27 protein-coding genes are annotated in these 20,095 nt (G+C 69.0%); 10 read left to right on the top strand and 17 right to left on the bottom strand.

All coding sequences use genetic code 11. The features are described 5' to 3' along the window. The first annotated feature begins 31 nt into the window (after positions 1 to 31). The 3 genes from AC3IF3_RS18850 to AC3IF3_RS18840 all read left to right on the top strand — a co-directional run bounded on the left by AC3IF3_RS18850 (position 32) and on the right by AC3IF3_RS18840 (position 4,594). Positions 32 to 1,600 (top strand): glucan biosynthesis protein D, encoded by a 1,569-nt coding sequence (locus AC3IF3_RS18850; protein WP_489229873.1) that lies wholly within the window; start codon positions 32 to 34, stop codon positions 1,598 to 1,600. A gap of 38 nt (positions 1,601 to 1,638) precedes the next feature. Beyond that, positions 1,639 to 3,804 (top strand): glucans biosynthesis glucosyltransferase MdoH, encoded by a 2,166-nt coding sequence (gene mdoH / locus AC3IF3_RS18845; protein WP_489231337.1) that lies wholly within the window; start codon positions 1,639 to 1,641, stop codon positions 3,802 to 3,804. A gap of 631 nt (positions 3,805 to 4,435) precedes the next feature. Beyond that, positions 4,436 to 4,594, top strand: a complete 159-nt coding sequence (locus AC3IF3_RS18840; protein ID WP_243971284.1) for a hypothetical protein — start codon at positions 4,436 to 4,438, stop codon at positions 4,592 to 4,594. A gap of 17 nt (positions 4,595 to 4,611) precedes the next feature. Here the strand turns inward: AC3IF3_RS18840 and AC3IF3_RS18835 are convergent, their stop codons facing one another. Next, positions 4,612 to 4,812, bottom strand: a complete 201-nt coding sequence (locus AC3IF3_RS18835; protein WP_243971286.1) for a hypothetical protein — start codon at positions 4,810 to 4,812, stop codon at positions 4,612 to 4,614. Between the two features lie 388 nt (positions 4,813 to 5,200). Between AC3IF3_RS18835 and AC3IF3_RS18830 the strand changes: the two genes are divergently transcribed. Further along, positions 5,201 to 7,513, top strand: a complete 2,313-nt coding sequence (locus AC3IF3_RS18830; RefSeq protein WP_489229872.1) for a Tex family protein — start codon at positions 5,201 to 5,203, stop codon at positions 7,511 to 7,513. Between the two features lie 73 nt (positions 7,514 to 7,586). After that, positions 7,587 to 8,789, top strand: coding sequence for an ATP-grasp domain-containing protein (locus AC3IF3_RS18825; RefSeq protein ID WP_489229870.1), 1,203 nt, complete (start codon positions 7,587 to 7,589; stop codon positions 8,787 to 8,789). A gap of 31 nt (positions 8,790 to 8,820) precedes the next feature. On the opposite strand, the gene AC3IF3_RS18820 is transcribed toward AC3IF3_RS18825, so the two are convergent. Then, complete coding sequence (locus AC3IF3_RS18820; RefSeq protein ID WP_489229869.1) at positions 8,821 to 9,456, bottom strand: glycosyltransferase family 2 protein; 636 nt, start codon at positions 9,454 to 9,456, stop codon at positions 8,821 to 8,823. A gap of 296 nt (positions 9,457 to 9,752) precedes the next feature. Between AC3IF3_RS18820 and AC3IF3_RS18815 the strand changes: the two genes are divergently transcribed. Beyond that, entirely contained in the window at positions 9,753 to 10,976 is a 1,224-nt protein-coding gene (locus AC3IF3_RS18815) for a flagellin N-terminal helical domain-containing protein (RefSeq protein ID WP_489229868.1), read from the top strand. Between the two features lie 451 nt (positions 10,977 to 11,427). On the opposite strand, the gene AC3IF3_RS18810 is transcribed toward AC3IF3_RS18815, so the two are convergent. Continuing rightward, positions 11,428 to 11,616, bottom strand: coding sequence for a hypothetical protein (locus AC3IF3_RS18810; RefSeq protein WP_489229867.1), 189 nt, complete (start codon positions 11,614 to 11,616; stop codon positions 11,428 to 11,430). 296 nt (positions 11,617 to 11,912) lie between these two features. Between AC3IF3_RS18810 and AC3IF3_RS18805 the strand changes: the two genes are divergently transcribed. Both AC3IF3_RS18805 and AC3IF3_RS18800 read left to right on the top strand, forming a co-directional pair. Beyond that, the gene (locus AC3IF3_RS18805; protein WP_489229866.1) at positions 11,913 to 12,197 is read left to right on the top strand and encodes a hypothetical protein; all 285 of its coding nucleotides are present in this window, start codon (positions 11,913 to 11,915) and stop codon (positions 12,195 to 12,197) included. Between the two features lie 346 nt (positions 12,198 to 12,543). Continuing rightward, positions 12,544 to 13,767: a tyrosine-type recombinase/integrase gene (locus AC3IF3_RS18800; protein WP_489229865.1), complete on the top strand. Its 1,224-nt coding sequence runs from the start codon at positions 12,544 to 12,546 to the stop codon at positions 13,765 to 13,767. Here the strand turns inward: AC3IF3_RS18800 and AC3IF3_RS18795 are convergent. Continuing rightward, entirely contained in the window at positions 13,689 to 13,907 is a 219-nt protein-coding gene (locus AC3IF3_RS18795; protein ID WP_489229864.1) for a helix-turn-helix domain-containing protein, read from the bottom strand. The two genes, AC3IF3_RS18800 and AC3IF3_RS18795, sit on opposite strands and share 79 nt — an antisense overlap. After that, positions 13,900 to 14,475, bottom strand: coding sequence for a phosphatase domain-containing protein (locus tag AC3IF3_RS18790; protein ID WP_489229862.1), 576 nt, complete (start codon positions 14,473 to 14,475; stop codon positions 13,900 to 13,902). The genes AC3IF3_RS18795 and AC3IF3_RS18790 overlap by 8 nt, the downstream gene beginning before the upstream one ends. 134 nt (positions 14,476 to 14,609) lie before the next feature. On the opposite strand from AC3IF3_RS18790, the gene AC3IF3_RS18785 reads away from it, so the two are divergent. After that, positions 14,610 to 14,813, top strand: coding sequence for a hypothetical protein (locus AC3IF3_RS18785; protein ID WP_489229861.1), 204 nt, complete (start codon positions 14,610 to 14,612; stop codon positions 14,811 to 14,813). A gap of 111 nt (positions 14,814 to 14,924) precedes the next feature. Here AC3IF3_RS18785 and AC3IF3_RS18780 read toward each other — a convergent pair whose 3' ends face one another. The 7 genes from AC3IF3_RS18780 to AC3IF3_RS18750 are packed head-to-tail and all read right to left on the bottom strand — an operon-like array spanning position 14,925 to position 17,430. Then, the gene (locus tag AC3IF3_RS18780) at positions 14,925 to 15,152 is read right to left on the bottom strand and encodes a hypothetical protein (protein WP_489229860.1); all 228 of its coding nucleotides are present in this window, start codon (positions 15,150 to 15,152) and stop codon (positions 14,925 to 14,927) included. Next, complete coding sequence (locus AC3IF3_RS18775; protein ID WP_489229859.1) at positions 15,149 to 15,517, bottom strand: hypothetical protein; 369 nt, start codon at positions 15,515 to 15,517, stop codon at positions 15,149 to 15,151. The genes AC3IF3_RS18780 and AC3IF3_RS18775 overlap by 4 nt, the downstream gene beginning before the upstream one ends. Then, on the bottom strand, positions 15,517 to 15,792 hold the full coding sequence (locus AC3IF3_RS18770) for a DUF2312 domain-containing protein (protein WP_489229858.1): 276 nt from the start codon (positions 15,790 to 15,792) through the stop codon (positions 15,517 to 15,519). The genes AC3IF3_RS18775 and AC3IF3_RS18770 overlap by 1 nt, the downstream gene beginning before the upstream one ends. Then, positions 15,789 to 16,043: a hypothetical protein gene (locus AC3IF3_RS18765; RefSeq protein ID WP_489229857.1), complete on the bottom strand. Its 255-nt coding sequence runs from the start codon at positions 16,041 to 16,043 to the stop codon at positions 15,789 to 15,791. The genes AC3IF3_RS18770 and AC3IF3_RS18765 overlap by 4 nt, the downstream gene beginning before the upstream one ends. 6 nt (positions 16,044 to 16,049) lie before the next feature. Further along, positions 16,050 to 16,391, bottom strand: coding sequence for a hypothetical protein (locus AC3IF3_RS18760; protein ID WP_489229856.1), 342 nt, complete (start codon positions 16,389 to 16,391; stop codon positions 16,050 to 16,052). Beyond that, on the bottom strand, positions 16,388 to 16,753 hold the full coding sequence (locus AC3IF3_RS18755) for a hypothetical protein (RefSeq protein WP_489229855.1): 366 nt from the start codon (positions 16,751 to 16,753) through the stop codon (positions 16,388 to 16,390). Before AC3IF3_RS18755 ends, AC3IF3_RS18760 begins: the two co-directional genes overlap by 4 nt. Before the next feature lie 32 nt (positions 16,754 to 16,785). Then, the gene (locus AC3IF3_RS18750; RefSeq protein ID WP_489229854.1) at positions 16,786 to 17,430 is read right to left on the bottom strand and encodes a hypothetical protein; all 645 of its coding nucleotides are present in this window, start codon (positions 17,428 to 17,430) and stop codon (positions 16,786 to 16,788) included. Between the two features lie 467 nt (positions 17,431 to 17,897). Here AC3IF3_RS18750 and AC3IF3_RS18745 point away from each other — a divergent pair, with 467 nt between their 5' ends. Further along, positions 17,898 to 18,392 (top strand): hypothetical protein, encoded by a 495-nt coding sequence (locus tag AC3IF3_RS18745; protein ID WP_489229853.1) that lies wholly within the window; start codon positions 17,898 to 17,900, stop codon positions 18,390 to 18,392. Positions 18,393 to 18,442: 50 nt separating this feature from the next. Here the strand turns inward: AC3IF3_RS18745 and AC3IF3_RS18740 are convergent, their stop codons facing one another. From AC3IF3_RS18740 to AC3IF3_RS18720, 5 genes are read right to left on the bottom strand one after another with little or no spacing between them, the layout of a single operon-like run. Continuing rightward, positions 18,443 to 18,634 carry a hypothetical protein gene (locus AC3IF3_RS18740; protein WP_489229852.1) on the bottom strand — a complete coding sequence of 64 codons (192 nt, stop codon included), beginning with the start codon at positions 18,632 to 18,634 and terminating at the stop codon, positions 18,443 to 18,445. Then, positions 18,631 to 19,152, bottom strand: a complete 522-nt coding sequence (locus AC3IF3_RS18735; RefSeq protein ID WP_489229851.1) for a helix-turn-helix domain-containing protein — start codon at positions 19,150 to 19,152, stop codon at positions 18,631 to 18,633. The genes AC3IF3_RS18740 and AC3IF3_RS18735 overlap by 4 nt, the downstream gene beginning before the upstream one ends. Then, positions 19,152 to 19,439, bottom strand: a complete 288-nt coding sequence (locus AC3IF3_RS18730) for a hypothetical protein (protein ID WP_489229850.1) — start codon at positions 19,437 to 19,439, stop codon at positions 19,152 to 19,154. Before AC3IF3_RS18730 ends, AC3IF3_RS18735 begins: the two co-directional genes overlap by 1 nt. Next, the gene (locus AC3IF3_RS18725) at positions 19,439 to 19,810 is read right to left on the bottom strand and encodes a hypothetical protein (protein WP_489229849.1); all 372 of its coding nucleotides are present in this window, start codon (positions 19,808 to 19,810) and stop codon (positions 19,439 to 19,441) included. The genes AC3IF3_RS18730 and AC3IF3_RS18725 overlap by 1 nt, the downstream gene beginning before the upstream one ends. Continuing rightward, positions 19,807 to 20,091 (bottom strand): hypothetical protein, encoded by a 285-nt coding sequence (locus tag AC3IF3_RS18720; RefSeq protein WP_489229848.1) that lies wholly within the window; start codon positions 20,089 to 20,091, stop codon positions 19,807 to 19,809. Before AC3IF3_RS18720 ends, AC3IF3_RS18725 begins: the two co-directional genes overlap by 4 nt. Positions 20,092 to 20,095 lie beyond the last annotated feature (4 nt).

Genomic DNA, 20,095 nt, shown 5'->3' with positions numbered 1-20,095 from the left:
ACGGCTTCAGAGACGAGAGACCGACCACCGTATGATAAGCCCCGCCCGACCGCCCCTTGCCCTGACCCGCCGCGGCGTGCTGGCCAGCGCCCTGGGCGCTGCCGCGGGATCGCTTCCGGGCAACGCGATCGCGGCCGATCCGGAAACGGCGCCGGCCCTCCCGGGCGCCGGCGAGGCCTTCGAGGCGAACACGCTGCTCGATTTCGCCCGGGCCCGGTCCAAGGCGCCCTTTGCCGGCCCGAAATCCGGCGATCTGCCGGCCGCCCTGAAGAACCTGTCCCGGGACGCCTACGAGGCGATCCGCCCCGCCGCGGGACGGGCCATCTGGACCGATCGGGGCATCGGCTACAGTTTCGAGCCGCTGTTGCGCGGCTCGATCTTCGACACGCCGGTCGCCCTGTTCCTGGTCGAGAACGGCCTCGTGCAGCCGGTGTCCTACGACAAGACCGCGTTCTCGGCGCCGGGGGTGGACCTGCCGGATCTCCCGGCCGCGGCCGCCTTCTCGGGCTTCCGCCTGCGCGCCCGTTTCGTCGACGGCGGCGATCTGGCGGATTTCGCCCTGTTCCAGGGCGGCTCCTTCTTCCACCTGGTGGCGGAGGGACAGGATTTCGGGATCAACGCCCGGGCCCTCGCCCTGCGGCCGGCGGATGCCCGCGGCGAGGAGTTCCCGCTGTTCCGGGCGCTGTTCATCGAGACCCCCGCCCCCGGGCAGCCCGTCGTGGTCCACGCTTTCGCCGAATCGGATTCCGCGACGGCGGCGTTCAAGCTGACCCTGACCCCGGGCCGGGAAGCCTCCGTGGCCGGGATCGACGGCACGGTGTTCGCCCGCGCCGACCTCGACCATATCGGTCTCGGCGGCATGCAGGGGAGCTACCTGTTCGGGGCGCTCGACCGGCGCCGCGTCGACGACCTGCGCGCCGCCGCCTTCTCGGTGGAGGGATTGGCGATCCACAACGGCTACGGCGAGCCGATCTGGCGCCCGGTGCACAACCCTGAGGCGCTCCAGGTCTCGGCCTTCGTGGACCGCGGGCCGAAGGGCTTTGGCCTGATGCAGCGCGCCCGTTCCTACGATGACTTCGACGACGACAGGCGTCACTGGGAGCAGCGGCCCTCGCTCTGGCTGGAGCCGCTGGACGATTGGAGCGAGGGCGCCGTGACGCTGCTCGAGATCCCGAGCGATTCCGAACTCAACGAGAACGTCTTCGCCTATTGGCGACCCAAGGCGACGCTCGCCAAGGGCGGCGAGATGCGCTTCCTCTGCCGGCAGCACTGGTCCAAGGGATGGCCCGACCCGCTGCCGCCCGGGATCGCCCGCGTCAGCGACAGCCGGTGCGGCCATGGCAGCGCCGGCAACCGCCGCCTGTTCGCGGTGGATTTCCAGGGGGATGCGGTGATGGACCCCGGGGACATCGACGTCGATCTCAGCACCTCGGCCGGGACGATCACCCGGCAGGACCGTTATGCGTATCCCGCGCGCAAGACCCTGCGGATCCTGTTCGAGCTCGATCCCGGCGGTGAGCGGGCCAGCGAGCTGCGCCTCGCGCTCCGGCGCGGACAAGACCGGGCCAGCGAGACTTGGCTGTTCCGCTGGACCCCGTGACCCCTGACCGAAACCGAGGATCAGCCTCCGCCGTGCGCATGGACGAGACGACCACCCTGCCCAAGCCCGCGGTCCAGCCGGACGCGCAGCCCGGTCCGGCCGCTCGGGAGGCCGGCTCCGGCCTGCCGCCCGAGGCGCCGCTGGCGATGCCGGTCCAGGATCTGTCGCGCTGGGACGCGCGTGCGGCCCACATTCCGTCGCGCCGGCCGCGCGATCCCTGGCTCGCGCGGCTCTGGGTATTCGGCGGCGCGCTGGCGCTCACCGGCTATGGCGGCTGGCAGATGGTCGAGACCGTGTCGGTCTCGGGCAGCCCGACCGGGCTCCAGCTGGTGCTCGTGGTTTTGTTCTGCTTGACCTTCTCGTGGATCACGCTGGCCTTCACCAGCGCGCTGCTCGGCTTCGCGGTGCTGCTGCGCCGCCCGCGGGCGGCGGCGGTTCCGGCGGTGCTGACGACCCGGACCGCGATCCTGATGCCGGTCTACAACGAGGCGACGGCCCGGACCTTCGCGGGGGTCGAGGCCATGCGGGAGGCCGTGGAAGCCACCGGGCTGGGGCAGCACTTCGACTGGTTCGTGCTCTCGGATTCGACGCAGCCCGATGCCTGGATCGCCGAGGAGCGGGCCTTCCTCGACCTCCGCGACCGCCTCGGGCCGGACGCCCGACTCTCTTATCGCCACCGGCCGAAGAACCACCATCGCAAGGCCGGCAACATCGGCGACTTCGTCACCCGCTGGGGTGGCCGATACGACCACATGCTCGTGCTCGATGCCGACAGCCTGATGAGCGGCCCGGCGATCGTGACCCTCGCCGCCGCCATGGAGGCGGACCCGGATGCCGGCATCATCCAGACGCTGCCGCTGATCATCAACCGCAACACGCTGTTCGCCCGGCTCCAGCAATTCGCCGCGCGGATCTACGGCCCGGTGATCGCCGCCGGGCTCTCGGCCTGGTCGGGGCGGGGCGGCAATTACTGGGGCCACAACGCCATCATCCGGACTCGGGCCTTCGCGGAATCCTGCGGCCTGCCCGATCTGCCCGGGAAGCCCCCCTTCGGCGGCCACATCCTGTCGCACGACTTCGTGGAGGCGGCTTTGATCCGCCGGGCCGGCTGGGCTGTCTACATGCTGCCCCGCCTGCCGGGCTCCTACGAGGAGAGCCCGCCCTCACTGATCGACGTGGCGGTGCGCGACCGGCGCTGGGCCCAGGGCAACCTCCAGCACGCGCGGGTGATCGGGGCGGCCGGCCTGCATGCCGCCACCCGCCAGCACTTCGCCACCGGCATCGCCGGCTACCTCGCGTCGCCGCTCTGGCTGCTCCAACTCGTCGTCGGTATCCTGCTGGTCCTTCAGACCGCCACGGAGCGGCCGGACTATTTCGGCGGCGCCGGCTTCTCGCCGGTCTTCCCGCGGTTCGACCCGGTCCGCGCGCTGCAACTGTTCGGGCTGACCATGGCGGTGCTGCTGGCGCCGAAGCTGCTCGGCCTGATCCTTGCCCTGCTCGACGGGCCCGTGCGGCGGGCCTGCGGGGGCGGCGGGCGGCTGATCCTTTCGAGCCTCGTCGAGATCCTGCTCTCCGCCCTGGTGGCCCCGGTGGCGATGGTGATCCAGTCCGGATCGGTGATGGACATCCTGCTCGGGCGCGATACGGGCTGGAACCCGCAGCGGCGCGACGACGGCTCGATCCCGCTGCGCGATATCGTGGCCCGGCATAGCTGGCACATGGTGTTGGGTCTGGTCGCGGGGGTCGCGGCCTTCGCGATCGCCACGTCGCTGTTCCTCTGGATGAGCCCAACCATCGTGGGCCTCGTGCTGGCGATCCCGATCTCCTGGGCGAGCGGCCAGCTCGGCTTCGGCCTCGCGCTCAAGCGGCGGCGCCTGCTCGCCACGCCGGAGGAGGCTACGCCGCCGGAGATCGCCACCCGCGCCGCCGGCCTGGCCGCCCGCAATGCCGCGCAGGCGTTCGACGCCTCCGATGCCCTGGCGGCCCTGCACGCCGATCCCCGCCTCGCCGACGCGCACGCACGGATGCTGCCGGCCGGCCGCGACCGTCCCCGGGGCGCCATCGACCCGGACCGGACGCTGGCCGCCGCCAAGATCGATGAGGCCGAGACGGTCGGCGAAGCGCAGGCTTGGCTGACGCCGCGGGAGCGCATGGCGCTGCTGCACGACCAGACGCTGATCGACCGCTTGGTCCGGCTCGGTTGAGGTCGAAGACCGGAGGGCTTGATCCGGACCGGGCATTTCGCGGCGAAGCTGACACCGGGCGGACCTTGGAGGCTGTTTGACCGGTCTTTCCCTGTCGCGATCTCATGCTGAGAGGCCGTGAGCCTTTCGATCGATCGCGCGGTCGGCGGATGGGTCAGTCCGGAACAGCCACGCGCCCTCCCTCCCCCGCCTGCGATGTTCACGCATTGCCGGCCGACACGTTCTCTCCTCCCCCTTGCGGGAGGCGTTGGAGGTGGGGGTGGTGCAGGATGGAGCGGTGCGGTGCCGTCTGCACCACCCCCACCCCTACCCCCTCCCCGAAATGGGGAGGGGAAAAGCGCTCTTTTTTCCAGAGTGGTGGTGTCAGACTGAGACGCGTGAATCCCGTTGCCCTCCCCCGCAGAGGCTACGGGATTCACATAGCGGGTTTGGTGACGTGGCTTTGGGAGCGCGGGCCTGTCGCCCCTTCCCGAGCCGTTGTTTGAACATCGGAGCCCGGGCGGGAGAGGCTGCTCGGGGCCGGGCGTGGATCGCGGCGATCGATCGGCGGCCGCGTCCTCCGTCAGAGGCAATTAACCCTTCGACGCCTAAGCTCTCCGTGTCCAACCGGATCTCGTACTCGGAAGCCGCCATGACCCTGATGCTCGGTCTCCTGCTCCTGCCGCTGGCGGTCGCCATCGTCCTGGCCCGCGGCGAGCCGGTCCGCACCATCAGCTGCCTCGGCGCCATGGGTGTCGGTTGCGCGATCGCCTGCCTGAGCGTGGTGAGCCTGATCCGCCACCGGACCTGACCGCCGGGCTCGCGCGGCTAGAGGAACCCGACCTGCCGCGCGCCGCCGGTGAGCGTCCGTCCCGCCCGGGCCACCAGTTGCGAGAAAGCCAGCGCGGCAGCGGTCGCCTGCGCCCGGGACGGAAAACTCCGGCGGGATTCGAGGACGGTCTCGGCGGTCTCGTTCAAGAGAACCCAGGACCACAGCGACCGGCTGTTCTCGCGGATCTCGAACTGCACGGGGCGCCTGCCTTTCTCAGCATGCGAGCGCGTAGACTTGCAACGATCGGTGACATCCCGATGACATCATCGGCGCCGCGTCAAGATCCGATGCATAGCCAAATCATCAACTTCGCGGACCCGTCAGAGATGGCGATAGAGGCACATATTTAAATTGCCTTTGATACTTCATCACTCAAGACTATTTGGCTTGAGATCTTGATAAATTTAATACGAATGTTGATTTGAAAATAGATCCAGTCACTGTCCACAGACTCAATGACGGTGCGGCCGACTTTCGAGCCCGAAACGCCTGATATCGCCCGTGTCGGTGGATCGCACGAATGCCATGTTTCCGGCGGCTTGACGGGCCAGGCAAATTCTCAGCAGCCAGTCGACCGGAGACCGCATGAAAGCCGTGAACGCGCGCATCGCCGAAGAACTCGGCGTCGCGGAAGCGCAGGTAGCCGCGGCGGTGGCGCTCCTCGACGGCGGGGCGACCGTCCCGTTCATCGCGCGCTACCGCAAGGAGAATACGGGCGGACTCGACGACACGCAGTTGCGCCGGCTCGAGGAGCGCCTGTCCTACCTGCGCGACCTCGACGACCGCCGCCGTGCCATCGTGGAGGGCATCGAAGCCCAGGGCCGGATGACTCCCGGCCTCGCTGCGGCCCTCGCGGCTGCCGAGACCAAGGCGCGGTTGGAAGACCTCTATCTGCCGTTCCGGCCGAAGCGGCGCACGAAGGCCCAGGCCGCCCGCGAAGGCGGGCTGGAGCCGCTGGCGCAGGCCCTCCTGAAACACCCCGACAGGGCCCCCGAGCGCGCGGCGGCTGCGTTCGTGGCGCCCGAGCGGGGCGTTGCGGATGAGGCGGCGGCGCTGGAGGGAGCCCGCGCGATCCTGGTCGAGCACTTCGCCGAGGATGCCGATCTCGTCGGCCGCCTGCGCGCGGATTACTGGCGCAGCGGCCAGCTCGTCGCGAAAGTCCGTAAGGGCAAGGCGACTGAGGGGGCGAAATTTGCGGATTACTTCGACTGGAGCGAGCGGCTGGAGCGGATGCCCTCGCACCGCATCCTGGCGATCTTCCGCGGCGAGCGCGAAGAGGTGCTCGATATCGCCTATGCGGCGGAGGGCGAGGAGTCGCCGAGCGGGGTCCCGGGCCCGTTCGAGACGGCGATCTGCCGGCGATTCGGCCTCGCCGCCCTCGGACGTCCGGGCGATCCCTGGCTCCTCGAGACCGTCCGCACGGCCTGGCGCACGAAGATCCGGACTGGGATCAAGCAGGACCTGCGCAGCCGGCTGTTCGAGCGCGCCGAGGACGAGGCCGTGAAGGTCTTCGCCGGCAATCTGAAGGATTTGCTGCTCGCCGCTCCGGCCGGCGGGCGGGCGACGATGGGGCTCGATCCGGGCTACCGCAACGGCGTGAAGGTCGCGGTGGCGGACCGGACCGGCCGGATCGTCGCGGTCGAGACGACCTACCCGCACGAGCCGCAGCGCCGCTGGCGGGAGGCCGTGGCGGCGCTCGGGCGGCTCTGCCGCCTGCACGGCGTCGAATTGCTCGCGGTCGGCAACGGCACGGCCTCCCGCGAGACCGAGCGGCTCGCCGCCGAGATCGTCGCCGCCAATCCCGACCTGACGCTCGCCAAGGTGACGGTGTCGGAGGCCGGGGCCTCGATCTATTCGGCCTCCGAGATCGCCGCGCGCGAATTGCCCGATCTCGACGTGTCCCATCGCGGCGCCGCGTCGATCGCCCGCCGCCTTCAGGATCCGCTGGCCGAACTCGTGAAGATCGACCCGAAATCCATTGGCGTCGGCCAGTACCAGCACGATGTCAGCGAGGCGAAACTGTCGCGCTCGCTGTCGGCGGTGGTGGAGGATGCCGTGAACGCCGTCGGCGTCGACGTGAACACAGCCTCCCCCGCCCTGCTGGCGCAGGTTTCGGGCCTCGGCACCGCGCTGGCCGAGCGGATCGTCACGCATCGGGACACGCACGGGCCGTTCCGCTCGCGGGCCGCCCTCAAGGCGGTGCCGGGCCTCGGTCCGAAGACCTTCGAGCTGGCCGCGGGCTTCCTGCGCATCCAGGGCGGTGAGGACCCGCTGGACACGTCCGGCGTCCATCCGGAGGCCTATCCGGTGGTGCGCCGGATCCTGAAGGCGTCCGGGAGCGACATCCGCGTTCTGCTCGGCAACACGGGGGCGCTCTCCAAGCTGACACCCGAGACGTTCGTCGACGCCCGCTTCGGTCTGCCGACCGTGCGCGACATCATCGCCGAGCTGGAGAAGCCCGGCCGCGATCCACGCCCCGCCTTCAAGACCGCGCATTTCCAGGAGGGCGTCGAGACGATCGGCGCCCTGAAACCGGGCATGCAGCTCGAGGGCGTGGTCACCAACGTGGCCGCGTTCGGCGCCTTCGTGGATATCGGGGTCCATCAGGACGGCCTCGTCCACATCTCGGCGATGGCGCGCCGCCGAATCGCATCCCCCACGGAGGTGGTGCGGATCGGCGAGGTGATCCGCGTCCTGGTGTTGAGCGTCGATGTCCCGCGCAAGCGGATCGCACTGTCGATGCGCCTGGACGATCCGATCGAGCCGCCGGTGCCGGCGGTGCGTGCGGGATCCGAATCGCGCCCGGCTCGGTCGCGCGCATCGCCGGAGGCGCCGGCGGGCGGCCCGCTCGCGGATGCGCTCCGGCGGGCGGCGATATCTTCGTCGCGCCGCGGTTGAATCGCATCGCCGTGACGGCACCCGCACGATACCTGTCCCTCGATGCCGCACAGCCATCGGCCGGAGTGAACTGATGCCAGCGACGCGCGACGCAGCTCCCAGTCCGCTCATCGGTCCGGCCCGCCTCATCCGGGCGGCGTTCGAGGGTGAAGATATGGCCGTCCGGGCCAACGCGATCCTGTCGGCATCGACGGACGGCGTCCTCGAAGCCGGCACGGCCCTCGACCTGTCGACGATCCTTCTGCTGATGCATCGCCACGATGAGGCGCTCCAGCTTCAGGCCGAGGTCCTGCAGAATAACCGGCACTTCGCGCTCCGCTCCAACGGGCCCGCCGCGACGACCCGCGTCCTGGTCCTCGTCACGGCCGGCGATCTCATGGCCAATACGCCGGTCGATTTCCTGCTGGATGATCCGATCTTCCACGTGGAGTACGTCTTCGTGCTCCCCGGGGATCCCGCCCTCGAATCGCTTCCGGAACACGACGTCTGCATCGTCGGGGTCGCTTATTCCACTGCGAACGAGCCGGTGCTCGACGCCCTGACGTCCGCCGCCGCGCGCTGGGCCAGGCCCGTGGTCAATCATCCGCGCAACGTCCTCAAGACGTCCCGGCACGGGATCGCGGACGCGCTGCGCGGTACGGCGGGCGTCGTGGTCCCGCCCATCGTCCGCATCGCGAAATCGGAGCTCGCGTCCAGAGCGAACGAACTTCCGGACGGCTTGCGCTACCCGGTTCTCATCCGCCCCATCGACACCCATGCCGGCAACGCCCTGCAGAAGCTTGACGGGCCCCAAGACCTCGAAGCGTACTTACAGGGCGCCGACGAGGCCGAATTCTACGTCACGCAGTTCTGCGACTACAGCGGTCCCGATGGGCTTTACCGGAAGCTCCGCATCGTCCTGATCGACGGCGCACCGTTCCTCTGCCACATGGCCCTGCGCGATCACTGGATGATCCACTATCTGAACGCGGGCATGAACGAGGACCCGGCCAAGCGAAGCGCGGAGGCCTCGGCGATGGCCGCGTTCGACGACGCCTTCGTACCCCGTCACCGGACGGCCCTGGCCGAGATCCACCGCCGGACCGGGCTCGACTACCTGATCCTCGACTGCGCCGAGAGTCGCGACGGTCGACTGCTGGTCTTCGAAGCCGATACCGGGATGATCGTCCACGATATGGATCCCGTCGATCTGTTTCCCTACAAACCGCCTCAGATGCGCAGGGTCTTCGCCGCGTTTCATCGGGCGATCGAGACACGCGCGGCGCGCGCCGTGTGAAAGCCGGCGCGACGCGAGGACGGGCGATCACTCAGAGTTTGTAGGATTGCTCGCCGATATGGCCGAGCTCCTTGCTGAGGGAGGGATCGCACCAGATCCGATAGCCGAGGGACCGGACGCGATCGCTGAAATCGTAATCCTCGCCGATGTTGACGCCGGCCTCCTCATCGACGCGAAACCGGAAATACGGCCGCTTCAGCCGCTCGAACACCGTGGCTTTCACCAGCAGGAAACCCGTCGGAATGCGTGCCATCTCCAGCAAGCCCTTCGGCACGTCCGCGGGCTGCTCCGGAAGGATGTCACCCAGGAAATGGAACGGCGCCGTCCGGCGGGAGTAGGTCGCCGCAATGATATCGACGTTGCGCACCAGAAGCCTGAGCAGGGCATCGCGCGGGAACGTCATGTCACTGTCGATGAACAGGACGTAATCCGCTTTGAGCTTCTGCGCGAAGTCGAGACCCATGTTTCGCGCGTCAGCGACGATCGATGATTTTCCAACCACGATCGACATCGGCATCTCGCCGAGCGAATGCATCATCGAGCTGAGGCACACGGCGAAATCTGCGTGAACCATCGTTCCGCACGGGATCGCGATCGTGACATGCGGGAACGTCATCGGGAGGTCGACATGCGGGGGACTTGCCTCGACAGGCGTTTGAACGATCACGGTCGAGCTCCAAACAGGATGTGGCACCGCCCGCGTCCACCCATTGATCGGCTCGGTTCCACCCGAACAAGATCCACCAGACCGCAGCAGCCGCCGCGGTTATGTGGGGTTATGGTTAATGGATCCTGAACATCTACGAAAACTGCTATGGATCAGATTTGATCTCTCAGTACTAAATTAAGGATCGCGTCGCATACTGTGGAATAGCGCGCCGCTTTAACGAGTCCGAAACGTCTGCGGAGCGATTACTGCTGAGCCCGAGAAACGGGTGGCACAAATCAGAAAGATATCGACCGATGTCCTCGATCACCCTCTCGGCCGCGACCCGTCAGAACCTGCTTTCGCTCCAGGATACGGCCTCGCTCCTCTCGACCACCCAGAACCGCCTGGCCACCGGCAAGACGGTCAACTCGGCGCTCGACAACCCGACCAACTTCTTCACCTCGCAGGCCCTCGACAGCCGCTCCTCGAGCCTGAACTCCCTGCTCGACGGCGTTTCCAACGGCGTCCAGTCGATCCAGGCCGCCAACCAGGGCATCACCTCGATCCAGAAGCTCGTGGATCAGGCGAAGTCGCTCGCCAACCAGGCGCTGTCGACCCAGCTCTCCACCACCGGCACGGCGACCAACGCTTTCCCGGTCACCACGAGCACGGCCTCCACGACGGCCCTGTTCACGATCAACGGCACCTCCGTGTCGGCAAACTTCGCCGCGTCGTCGAGCATCACATCCGTGGTGTCGGCATTGAACTCCGCGGTCAGCTCGGCCAGCACCACGTCGGGTGGTTCGTTCGGCGCGGGCGCGATCTTCTCGGTCGATAGCACCGGCACCAAGATCGTCCTGAACGCGCAGGCCGACGTGGAATTCCAGAACTCCACCAGCCAGGCGGCGCTCGGCTTCGCGTCGTCCTCGACCACGGCCTCGACCTATGGCACTGCGGCCAGCACGGTGGTCTCCAGCGACCTGGCCGTGTCCGGCGTCAGCCAGCGCAAGTCCCTGGCGCAGCAGTACAACAACCTGCTCAACCAGATCACCCAGCTCGCCGGCGATGCCAGCTACAACGGCGTCAACCTGATCGCCGGCACCGGCAACAACCTGACCATCAAGTTCAACGATACCGGCAGCTCCAAGCTGGATGTCGCCTCGGTGGACGCGACCGCCAGCGGCCTGGGCCTGACCTCGATCACCAACTCGAACAGCTCGACGAGCTCGAACGGGCTGGGCAACTTCCTCCTGAACTCCGACGTCAACTCCACCCTGACCACGCTGACCAACGCCGGCAGCGCGCTCAACTCGGCGGCGAGCAACCTGGGCTCGAACCTCTCGGTGGTGCAGAACCGCCAGGATTTCTCGAAGCAGCTCATCAACGTGTTGCAGACCGGCTCGGCCAACCTGACCAACGCCGATCTGAACCAGGAAGCCGCCAACTCGCAGGCGCTGTCGACCCGCCAGTCGATGGGCATCTCGGCGCTCTCGCTGGCCAACTCCGCGCAGCAGGGCGTCTTGCAGCTCCTGCGCTGAACGCGAGCTTGGGTGAAGAACAGGGCCGGCCGGGGTCATTCCCGGCCGGCCTTTCGTTTGCGCGGCGCGCCCTCGCGATTCGATGCGTCGCCGTGGCCCGTCGCCCTGTCGACCGCCGGACGCCCGGGTCGGCGGCGGAAGCGCCCAGCCCGACCGCCCGCCGCCCGCTCCCGAGGACACGCCGACGCGCCCGAGGCTCCCGGAGCGCGTGCCACAGGCGAACCAACGCGCAGGTCATGCGGACATCCCGGGCGTCGCCGCTGGGCTGTTGGAACGTCTCGATGGGCAACCCAGGCGCGTTGCCATGCCGGCCCGGCCCGCAGCACCCCGGTCTTCGAAGGCCATCGGAGCCTGTATTCCCCCAAGATGCCAGTCGTATCAGTATTACCTCTGACCAGATGCCGACAGGCAGCTGGTTTGTACGAGATACGATCGTTCCGTATTGCAGAATCTAGAATTTCAGGCGCCCGACACCGATCAAGCCGTGGATCGTCGCCGGCTGATGCGCGCGACCGCAGCGATTGCCGCCGGGACCGGCGGCGTCCTGGACGCCGAACTCCGACAGGTCCGCCGATCCGCGCGGCGTCGCGGTGCCGAAATCGTCCATCGCATCGATCCTGGGCGATGCGTCGGCCGCCATGGTTGTGTCTAGATGAAAGATCCCGGATACCGACGAAAGCGAAACGGGAAGACCAGCCTGGACAATTCAGGAGTTGGCGATAGCCTGGCAGGCAACTAAAACCCCATTACACCGAAGGTGAGGAACAGAGACATCTTGTTCGCCGCGGCGATTGCCGATTCGGGCCCCGGGAGAACAATCGGTTCAACAGACATACCGTTTCCGATTCGGCGCGTTGATTCTCGATTAACCGATGCCGCATAGTCAGATCCGGGGACCCGCTGGGGTGATCCATCTCCTGTCCCGGCGAGGCTCCGATGATCGTCTTGATAGTGGTGGCGATCGGCACCGGTCTCGTGACCGCCATCGTCCTCGTCCCGATCAGTATCGTGGCCGCGCTCGTCGCCGCGCCACTGGCGGCCAGCATTTCGGCCCTCGCCGCCGGATCGCTCCTGGCGTGGTTGGGCGCCCGGCGAGACCGGCGGAGACGTGCCCTCGATGCGAGGACCGAAGCGATGGTCTCGGCGCTGCGGGACGTCACCGGGCAGGCGGAACCGAAATCCCCCGCGCCAAAAGTCTCCCGGCGCCGATTGGGGTCCTGATCCCCCCATCCCTGCTGCCCGCGGGCGACCGAACTTCGGGAACATGGTCCGACGGTGAACCGGACGCGGCCGAGGCTCCGGGCAGCGATCGCCCGATCACGGGTATCCACCTCCGGGATGCGCGGCGGCACGGCGACAGCGGCCGCCACGCATCACGTGGCGCGACGCGGGATGTCGCTGGCGGAAGGGGTGTCTGCCGAAGTCCGATCCGTCGGCGTCCGTGATTGTCGTTTTTCCCTTGCGATCATAGGCTGTTGGCCGCCACACATTCCCTCGGTGTTCGCCGCCGTCCGCCGCAATCGCCGGCAAATGGTGGGGTAGCTGGTGGGGTGAATGGTGGGGCGGGATGGCGCGCGAGATTAACCGCCTCTCGGCGCGCAAGGTCCAGACGCTGACCGAGCCGGGCCGGCACGCCGACGGCGGCGGGCTATACCTCGTCATCGAGCCCAGCGGGTCGAAGCGCTGGATGATGCTGTACCGGATGCCGGGGCGCCGACGCGAGATGGGACTCGGGTCGGTCAGCGCCGTTTCGCTCGCCCGGGCCCGCGAGCTGGCGGCTGCGGCCCGCGCGCAGATCGCCGACGGCATCGACCCGATCGAGGCGAAGGCGGCCGCTGCGGCGCCCCCTACCCCATCAGCGCCCGTCGCGTTCTCCGACGTCGCCGTGACCTACATGGCCGATCGCGAGAAGACCTGGCGGAACGAGTCCCACCGCGCGCAGTGGCGGCAGACGCTGGAGGTCCAGGCCGCGAGCCTGTGGGGCATGCCGGTGGCCGATATCCGCACCGACGACGTCCTCGCGGTGCTCCGGCCTATGTGGCACGAGAAGGCCGAGACGGCGCGCCGGATCCGTGGCCGCATCGAGCGCGTGCTGGATGCGGCCCGAGCTGGCGGTCATCGGGCGGGCGAGAACCCGGCGCGCTGGCGCGGGCATCTCGACGTGCTGCTCCCGCGATCCCGCAAGCTGACCCGGGGCCACCACAAGGCGATGCCCTTCGCCGATGTGCCGGCGTTCTACCGAGCGATCGCGGCCGGGCGCACGAGCTTCTCCTCGCTGGCGCTGCGCTTCACGATCCTGACGGCGGCGCGGTCGGGTGAGACCCGCGGGTTGACCTGGGGCGAGGTCGATATGGAGGGCGCGCTCTGGACGGTGCCGGCCGAGCGCATGAAGGGCGGCCGGAAGCACCGCGTTCCGCTCACGGCGCCGGTGCTGGCGATCCTGTCATCCGTGCTGCCGGCCGATGCGAAGCCCGCGGATCCGGTCTTCCCGTCTCGGGTCGGGACGCCGCTATCCGATATGACGCTGGCGATGTTCCTGCGCGGAGCCGACTCGAACGGCTTCACCGTGCATGGATTCCGGTCATCGTTCCGGGATTGGGTGACCGAGGAGACCGACTTCGCGGGCGACCTCGCCGAAGCCGCGCTGGCGCACCTCGTCGGCGATGAGACCGAGCGCGCATACCGACGGGGCGACGCTCTGGTGAAGCGTCGTCACTTGATGGATGCTTGGGCCGCCTTCGTCGCGGCCGACAGCGCGGCGCCTTCGAGCACGCGCGCCAGCTCGGAGTGAGGGATCACCGTCGCGGTCCCTAGCTTCCGCGCTGCGAGCTGGCCGTCGGCGATCATCTGGTAGATCGTCGAGCGGCTGACGCCGAGGACGGTCGCTGCGTCCTTCGGCCTGTAGGCCAGGCGCTGGACGGCTTCACCCATTGTTCCCTCCCCGCTCCTTTAGCTCGGCAGCGCACGCCATCAGAAAATCCCCCGGCGCGACTTGGCAGCAGACGATGCCCCGGGCCCGGTACATCGCGACCATCGACGCCCGGTCCTCGAACACCAGGTCCGGCGTACGGCCCTCGTCCAGCCACTCGGCCTTAAGCACGGTGTCCGGCCGGTGGTCGCCCGCTGCCCGGGTCCGGATCGGGATGTGCCCCAGCCCGTGCGTCCCCAGCCACGCGGTCGTCTTGTCCTTCACCTCGTCGGACCGGCCGGACCAGATCTCGACCTCCGCGCCGGTTGCGGCGAGCGCCAGAAGCGTGCGGATGATCGGGTGGCAGGGCTCGTCCTGGTCGCAGGCCGCGTAGAAGGCGCGCCAGTCCTTCTGCCGGCCGGGCAGGTTGAGGAAGTGCGCGCGGTGCTCGGTGAGGGCGAGCGTGCCGTCCAGGTCGAACACGACGAACATGTGCTTCCTCATGTGGGCGCTGATCTGGGCTTCGAGGTGGGCGGAGTCTTGGCGCGCCTGGACAAGTCCGTCGCGCTGGCGGTCAAAAGGCGCGCTCATGCCGCCCTCGCGAGGTCGAGCGCGTCGACCAGGGCGAGTTGGTCCGGGGAACGTGTTGCTCTGCCGGCTACTTCGACAGGAAAGGCCCGTGCGGCATCCATGTCAGCGCGGACAGAACACAGTGGGAGGCGCACATGGCTCGCGATCACAGCGGTGGGGCGACGTTGACCCCTGAGGAAGCCGCGCTCGTCGAGCGCGTCAGGAACAAGCGGCTGGCCGAGGACGGCTGTCCGCAGGCTCGAACACCTGACGGCAAGGTGGTGCCCGATGACCACTCTCCCGAACCCGCTCCCGAAGCCGAAGAGCCAGGGCTGATCGGTTCGATGAAGGGGATGTAGCCCTGTAGACTTCACGATCGCACCTCCCCGCCGAACAGATCCCCCTTCGCGCAGTCGGTTCGATCGGCGACGGTGAAACCCTCGCGCGTGATCGTGCTGTCGGCCATGGGGCTACTTCGGGATCCGCGGATGCGGGAAGGTGCGCATCGTGCCGTCGCCGGCGACCGCGCGCAGGCCGTCCGACAGCGTCCGGGCGTCCGGGCGGTCCAAGACGAAGCGGACGGTCACCGGCTTGTCCTGGAGCGTGAAGGCGATCGCGAGCTCGACGCCGTCAGCCGTCGGCACCGCGTCGATCGTCCAGTCGGCGCCGTCGGGCGGGACGAGGCGGATTGCGCTCATGCAGCAGTCCTTCCGTAGGTTGCTTCCAGGGCCTTCCAGGCCTGCTCTTCGGCTGCCTCGGCGCGCTCGGCCCGGGCCTTCGCTTTGCGCCAGGCAATCTTCGCGACCTCCTCGGCCTTCAGCTCTCGAATGAGCTGCCGGTGTGTCGCTCGCTCTCCGGTCGCACGCTTCGAGGCGCAGTCCAGGTATCGTTCCAGCGCCGCACTGGCTTCGGCGCGCGCATGCTCGGCCCGCCTGCTGAGCACGTCCCAGCGAGCCGACCAGAGATCGCCAGCCGTGAAGGGTACCCACCGTCTGGCGAGGAGTTGGAGCAGCTCCTCACGGTCGAGGTCCTGAAGCGCGATCGCGGGCGGGGCGATCATCATCACGCGAGCCCAAGCGCTTGCATGTAGAGCTCGAGGATGGCCTCCTGCTCCTGGCGCTCGCTGTGATCCTGTTTGCGGATCCGCAGGATCGTGCGGACCGCCTTGGCGTCGAAGCCCCGGCCCTTCAGCTCGGCGAACACCTCCTTGATGTCGCCCATGATGCCGGCCTTCTCCTCCTCCAGCCGCTCCAGGCGCTCGATGAACTGCTTCAGCTCGTCGGCGGCCACGCCCTCGGCGGAGGAGACGTCGCCCGATGTGGATAGGCCCGCGGTCATGCCGCCACCTGCCCGTGTGAGCCGCCGGCGTCCGCGTCGGACGCTGTGAACGCGTACGCCGTCTCGCAGAACGGGCAGTAACTCGGGAGCGGGACCGACGCCTTGGCACCCCGCGGCTTGATCTTCTCCGTGACGATCGTCACGCAGGTGAAACCCGGGCGCTCCTTCGTGCCGAAGATGATCGTCGGCTGGATCTCGGTGTTCCGCTCCGCCAGGGCGGCGTTCATCTCGGCGATGCAGTCGCAGGCCATGGTGCGTCAGCTCCACACGATGCGGTCGAAGATCACCGCCGGGCCGGCGATCCAGGGCAGGGTTTCGGGGTCGTCGGCCGGATGATCCCGCAGCCAAGCGGCGCGGTAGATCGCGGTGGCGGCATCGTTGCGGGGCAGGCCCACGCCGTGCCCGTCCTCGTGGACGAACATGTCGGCGCGCTTGCCCTCGTGGAGCACGGTCACATGCTCGGGGTAGGCCTTGCCGAGGACGAGGAGCGCGCGGATCGCGGCGCGGATCTCGCTGTACCGGCTCGGCTCGACCGGCAGTTCGACGACGCGCGCAGTGCGCGTCCCGTCCGCATGCAGGATGAGAGCGCCGGTCATCATGGCGCTGTCCCATCCGGCGCGCGCTCCCGCACCACGGGCGCTGCCCAGGCCGCCCGCTCCGCCGCCTGCCGTTCGGCGATCGCCGCCCGGATCTCCGGTACGCGCTTGAGGGCGAGCTTCGCGGCGAGCCGCCCGGGCGGGTTGTGGTTCAAGCCTGTCGGCTGTCCCTGGATCAGCGCGCGAGCCGGGTCCCGAAAGGCGTGGACCTGCACCTCGGTGAAGCCCGCCTGAAACATGTGGAGGATCGTGCAGGCCTCCTCGGGCCCAGTCGTCCGCTCCTGTATCACCCGCACCATGCGGATGACGTGGTCGAGCGCGTCGGGCGCGCGACGGGCAGCCAGGACGAGGGACGGCGACGGCATGGGCGGATCTCCTCAGGCGCTACAGGGGACGGTCAGCGGGTGATGCGGAGCCCGTGGGGGGGGCGGCGCTTGGCTGACGCCTTGGTTTTTCTTGGTCGTGGCGCGGCCAGGGCGATCTCGTCGGGCGTCGCCGCGCGCCAGGTCTGCGACCACTCCGGGCCGAACAGGCCATCGTTGCCCGGCACGATGAGGCGCAGGCTGATCGCGCGCTCGGCTGCGGTGAAGCGCACGCGACGCCCGGACGGCGCCAGGCGATAGCCGCGCACGCCGTCCGGGCTGATCGTCGACACCATCACGGCGCCAGTGGCCAGGTCCGCGAGCAGCTGCAGGACTGGCTTGGCGGTCCGCTTCTTCGGCAGGACGACGATCGCCGGCTCGGCCATGACCGGCCGCGGTGCCTCCGGTTCTCCGGCGCCGTTCCACTCGGCGTCGGTCGCCGACCAGGATCGGCGCCGGGCCTCGGCCCGCACCTGCAGCTCGACCTCGGCGATCCAGCCCTCGATCCGGGCGGCGACGTTCCGCCCTGGCGGCACCAGGTACGTCCAGGCCTCGGCAGCGGCCCGCAGGCGCGGGAACGTCCTGCGCAGCCCGACCACCAGCCAGAACTGGCGCGGAAGGCTGACGAGGAAGCCGTGGGCGAATTCGGCGACGCCGATCGGGACGGCCGCAGGTTTCATGGCGTCGCCGCTCCATCGCAACCTTCGGCGATGTGCGCTGGCGCATGCCGAACGGAGACGCCCGCCGCCAGATACCAACCAGCAATAGAGCTGGAGGCGGTCATGGATCGATCGGACAACGTCGTGCAGCTTCGCCCGCCAAGCGTGCCCACGCGAGCTGTCGCGCGAAGCAGGCCCGAACCGGAACGGGGCCTTACCGATGTGCTCGTAGTCGGCGGGACCCTGACCGGCCTGATGCTGATCGCGCAGCAGCTTGTGCTCGGATTGAGCGCTGGTTGAGGATCGGTCATCGCCCCCACGCCTTCTCTTCTCGCCTGGGTGCGCTCAACCGCGCGGCAGCAGGTGACGCAGACGTGACCGCTTTCGGTCTTGGCGCTGTCCAGAGAAGCGGGGATCGGGCACCCCCGAGATTGGCGGCGCCCTTGCATTGCCCCGGTCGTCATACCGTTATGGCGAGGGGGCGGACGATGCGTTCGGTCTTGGCTTTGGTGTTGGCAATATTCGCATCGGGCGCGGCCAAAGCCGCATGTAATCCGGTTCCAATACAGGAGAGCGCCACCGATCTGCGCAGCTCTTTCGGTACTCGCATGCAAGCTGTGGGCGTCGGCGGGTGGTCGTTCGGCATCGAGACCCCAAGTGGTACGATGTACTCCTCGAAGACCACTCAGGTTCAGTTCTTTACCAAAAATGCTGGCGGCCTGGTCGAAGAGACTGGTCTCCTTTTGCCCTCCGAGGGCACGGCTACAGATGCGGCTCACATGGAAGCCGCTGCGACTTTCCTCGCGGCGCGCATCTCCGGATCGGCCGAAAGTGATTGGAAAACGCGCGTTGCCCGCGCGATCGCTGATACCCGCAGAAACGGCACCGTGCAGGCTGTGCGCGAAGGCGACACCGTCTTGATGTTTTCCAGTCCGGAGCTGGGCGCCGTAGCCCTGGTGGCCGAACGGATGCGCTGCCGTTGAAACGAACGTGGTCAGGCGGCCTCCCAATTCGCTGCTTGCCGCAACGTCGGTCATCCGATGCGCCTCCCAACTTCGCGGGCCGCAACCTCAGCGTTGTCGTTGGCTGCCGCCCCGGCGGCCGCCTTCCGCGCCAGGGTTCGGCGCAGCAACTCGTCGAGGACCGGGATCAGCACGAGGGCCACGGCGATCGACAGGACGAGGAGCGCCATGGCGATGGCGAGGGGAGCGGCACGCGACGTCATGCGGGCTCACCCTGCGCCGACGGTTGCGGGACGCCGTCGACGGCCATCTTCCGCAGGGCATGGCGGATCGTGGTGTGGTCGCGATCGCCGAAGATCCGGCCGAGGCGCGCCAGGGAGATTTCCGGCCGGGCCTCGTGCACAGCGGCGATCGCCGCCCAGCGCGCCCGCACTAGCGGCACGAGCTGGCACGGGCCGACAATGTCGGCGTAGGTGAACCCGAAGGCCGCGGCGACGCCGGTGAGGATGTGCCTCGGGTCGCGGGCCAAGTGCTCGGGCGTGAGGACCTGGGCCGCCAGGGCGAGCACCTGGGCGCGATCCTCCAGGATGGCCGCCTTGCGTTCGGCCGCCTCGAGCCGCTCGCGCTCCCGCTGCGCCTCGGCGAGAGCGCGGGTGCGACCCCCGTCCGGACGCGGGAGGACGGCGCGCGGCGCCCACGTGCGGGCCCGCAGGGCGCGGTAGTGGGCGTGCATTTCAGCCGCGGTCTTGAAGTCGCGCGCGGGGGCGCCCTGGCGGAGCATCAGGACCTCCCCGCGATCTGGCGCGGCGCCGGCGCCGAGGGCGGCACGGACACCAGGGCCTCGGCGACGTTGGCGAGCGAGGTCCGGGCGGGCGCCGGCAGCGCCACGAAGGCCGCGGCGAGGCGCGCGCCCTCGGGATCGAGGAGCATCGCCGCGACCTGGACGCTGGGGCTTCGCTCGACCTCGGACGCGACGCGGGGCGGTGCGCGGAAGGTCTCGACGGGGACGTGGAGCGCCGCGGCGATCCGGTCGAGCAGCATGGCGGTGGCAGACGGGGCGTGGGCCATCACAGGACTCCTGGGATCGCGGCCGGAGGCGCCGTCACGTCCCGGCGGCGCGCGCGGCTGGCGGTCAGCGTCGTGAGCGCGCCGAGCTCGTGCAGCAGCTCGGGGCTCAGCCGGGCTCGCCCGACCTCGAGGAGGCGGTTGGCCGTCCGGAGCGCGGCCAGCAGGACGGCATCGTCGTCGCTGCGCGGATGGTCTGGGCGCAGGCACGGCAGGAGCGCGACGTGGGGGCCGAGGTCCGGGTCCGGGGCGCCGAGCGCCTTCACGACGGCGTCGCACTCGCCCCGTGGGAGGGCGATCGTGACCAGCATGGTCTCGCCGGGCGCGCGGGGATCGAGGTGGGCGAAGATGCCCAGGAAAGCGCGGCCGCTCACGAGATCACCCCGACGGGCACAGGATCATAGGACGGCAGCTCGGCGTGGTGGACGAGCGTGAGGCCGTCCGTCGAGCGGGCGAGGACGGCGCCGGACGCGTGCAGGTCCTGCGCGGCGAGGCGGCCCAGGAAAGCTCGGGCGGCCGGATGGCTCGGGCGCAGCAGAGCAGAGCCGCCCGGTAAACGGTCGATCCACTCGACGATCTTCAGCTCCTCGCCCGTCACCGCATCGATGGGGACGACGCGGCGGCCGGCGAGCGGGTGCTCCTTGGCGTGGGGCATCAGG

This window comes from Methylobacterium sp. J-118 (assembly GCF_057836565.1).
This window is presented reverse-complemented; position numbering and strand designations above follow the sequence as displayed.

Excerpts from the sequence above, each read along its gene's own strand:
- AC3IF3_RS18815 (WP_489229868.1), top strand. The coding sequence starts at position 9,753 with ATGTCCTCGATCACCCTCTCGGCCGCGACCCGTCAGAACCTGCTTTCG.
- mdoH (WP_489231337.1), top strand. The coding sequence starts at position 1,639 with ATGGACGAGACGACCACCCTGCCCAAGCCCGCGGTCCAGCCGGACGCG.
- AC3IF3_RS18850 (WP_489229873.1), top strand. The coding sequence starts at position 32 with ATGATAAGCCCCGCCCGACCGCCCCTTGCCCTGACCCGCCGCGGCGTG.
- AC3IF3_RS18800 (WP_489229865.1), top strand. The coding sequence starts at position 12,544 with ATGGCGCGCGAGATTAACCGCCTCTCGGCGCGCAAGGTCCAGACGCTG.
- AC3IF3_RS18730 (WP_489229850.1), bottom strand. The coding sequence starts at position 19,439 with ATGGCCCACGCCCCGTCTGCCACCGCCATGCTGCTCGACCGGATCGCC.
- AC3IF3_RS18780 (WP_489229860.1), bottom strand. The coding sequence starts at position 15,152 with ATGAGCGCAATCCGCCTCGTCCCGCCCGACGGCGCCGACTGGACGATC.
- AC3IF3_RS18770 (WP_489229858.1), bottom strand. The coding sequence starts at position 15,792 with ATGACCGCGGGCCTATCCACATCGGGCGACGTCTCCTCCGCCGAGGGC.
- AC3IF3_RS18755 (WP_489229855.1), bottom strand. The coding sequence starts at position 16,753 with ATGCCGTCGCCGTCCCTCGTCCTGGCTGCCCGTCGCGCGCCCGACGCG.
- AC3IF3_RS18720 (WP_489229848.1), bottom strand. The coding sequence starts at position 20,091 with ATGCCCCACGCCAAGGAGCACCCGCTCGCCGGCCGCCGCGTCGTCCCC.
- AC3IF3_RS18735 (WP_489229851.1), bottom strand. The coding sequence starts at position 19,152 with ATGCTCCGCCAGGGCGCCCCCGCGCGCGACTTCAAGACCGCGGCTGAA.
- AC3IF3_RS18795 (WP_489229864.1), bottom strand. The coding sequence starts at position 13,907 with ATGGGTGAAGCCGTCCAGCGCCTGGCCTACAGGCCGAAGGACGCAGCG.
- AC3IF3_RS18750 (WP_489229854.1), bottom strand. The coding sequence starts at position 17,430 with ATGAAACCTGCGGCCGTCCCGATCGGCGTCGCCGAATTCGCCCACGGC.
- AC3IF3_RS18790 (WP_489229862.1), bottom strand. The coding sequence starts at position 14,475 with ATGAGCGCGCCTTTTGACCGCCAGCGCGACGGACTTGTCCAGGCGCGC.
- AC3IF3_RS18745 (WP_489229853.1), top strand. The coding sequence starts at position 17,898 with ATGCGTTCGGTCTTGGCTTTGGTGTTGGCAATATTCGCATCGGGCGCG.
- AC3IF3_RS18785 (WP_489229861.1), top strand. The coding sequence starts at position 14,610 with ATGGCTCGCGATCACAGCGGTGGGGCGACGTTGACCCCTGAGGAAGCC.
- AC3IF3_RS18805 (WP_489229866.1), top strand. The coding sequence starts at position 11,913 with ATGATCGTCTTGATAGTGGTGGCGATCGGCACCGGTCTCGTGACCGCC.
- AC3IF3_RS18825 (WP_489229870.1), top strand. The coding sequence starts at position 7,587 with ATGCCAGCGACGCGCGACGCAGCTCCCAGTCCGCTCATCGGTCCGGCC.
- AC3IF3_RS18830 (WP_489229872.1), top strand. The coding sequence starts at position 5,201 with ATGAAAGCCGTGAACGCGCGCATCGCCGAAGAACTCGGCGTCGCGGAA.
- AC3IF3_RS18765 (WP_489229857.1), bottom strand. The coding sequence starts at position 16,043 with ATGGCCTGCGACTGCATCGCCGAGATGAACGCCGCCCTGGCGGAGCGG.
- AC3IF3_RS18840 (WP_243971284.1), top strand. The coding sequence starts at position 4,436 with ATGACCCTGATGCTCGGTCTCCTGCTCCTGCCGCTGGCGGTCGCCATC.
- AC3IF3_RS18810 (WP_489229867.1), bottom strand. The coding sequence starts at position 11,616 with ATGGCGGCCGACGCATCGCCCAGGATCGATGCGATGGACGATTTCGGC.
- AC3IF3_RS18740 (WP_489229852.1), bottom strand. The coding sequence starts at position 18,634 with ATGACGTCGCGTGCCGCTCCCCTCGCCATCGCCATGGCGCTCCTCGTC.
- AC3IF3_RS18775 (WP_489229859.1), bottom strand. The coding sequence starts at position 15,517 with ATGATGATCGCCCCGCCCGCGATCGCGCTTCAGGACCTCGACCGTGAG.
- AC3IF3_RS18760 (WP_489229856.1), bottom strand. The coding sequence starts at position 16,391 with ATGATGACCGGCGCTCTCATCCTGCATGCGGACGGGACGCGCACTGCG.